This is a genomic window from Microcystis sp. LE18-22.4A, from assembly GCF_027531105.1.
Taxonomy (GTDB): Bacteria; Cyanobacteriota; Cyanobacteriia; order Cyanobacteriales; family Microcystaceae; genus Microcystis; species Microcystis aeruginosa.
On the sequence record NZ_JAPZRB010000497.1, the window covers coordinates 1 to 1156 of the forward strand.

The following is a 1156-nucleotide window of genomic DNA, read 5'->3' on the forward strand; positions in this document are numbered from 1 at the left end:
CTTATGTAGCTGATTATGATAAAGGACTGCAAATCATCGACATTAGCAACCCGACAAATCCCACTCTCAAGGGTAATTATGATACTCCCAGCGTTGCTTTGGATGTACAAGTAGTGGGTAACTATGCTTATGTGGCTGATAATTCATCAGGACTGCAAATCATCGACATCGGCAATCCGACAACTCCTACTCCCAAGAGTAATTATGATCATTCTGGCTTGGCTTATGGTGTACAAGTAGTCGGTAACTATGCTTATGTGGCTGATAGGGATTCAGGACTGCAAATCATCGACATCAGCAACCCGACAAACCCCACCTTTAAGGGTAATTATGATACTCCTTGGACGGCTTATGGTGTTCAAGTAGTCGGTAACTACGCTTATGTAGCTGATGATACGTCAGGACTGCAAATCATCGACATCAGCAACCCGACCACCCCCACTCTCAAGGGTAATTATGATACTTCTGGCAGTGCTTGGGATGTACAAATAGTGGGGAACTATGCTTATGTAGCTGATGGCAGTTCAGGACTGCAAATCATCGACATCAGCAACCCGACCACCCCCACTCTCAAGGGCAATTATAACACTTCTGGCACTGCTTGGGATGTACAAATAGTGGGGAACTATGCTTATGTGGCTGATGGCAGTTCAGGACTGCAAATCATCGACATCAGCAACCCGACCACCCCCACTCTCAAGGGCAGTTATAATACTTCTGGCAGTGCTTATGATGTACAAATAGTGGGGAACTATGCTTATGTAGCTGATGGTAGTTCAGGACTGCAAATCATCGACATCAGCAACCCGACAACCCCCACTCTCAAGGGTAATTATAATACTTCTGGCAGTGCTTGGGATGTACAAATAGTGGGGAACTATGCTTATGTAGCTGATGGCAGTTCAGGACTGCAAATCATCGACATCAGCAACCCGACAACCCCCACTCTCAAGGGTAATTATGATACTTCTGGCAGTGCTTATGATGTACAAATAGTCGGTAACTATGCTTATGTAGCTGATGGCAGTTCAGGACTGCAAATCATCGATGTGAGTGAGTTTACCAGTCCACAAACTGTTACTCTTTCTATTTCTCCCAGCAGTGTTGATGAAGACGGGACAGCTAATATGTCCTACTCCTTCACCCGTACCGGTGT

1 pseudogene is annotated in these 1156 nt (G+C 45.4%); it reads left to right on the forward strand.

What is annotated here, in order from left to right:
• Positions 1–1156: pseudogene (locus tag O9295_RS21535) on the forward strand (DUF4347 domain-containing protein); the annotation flags it as partial.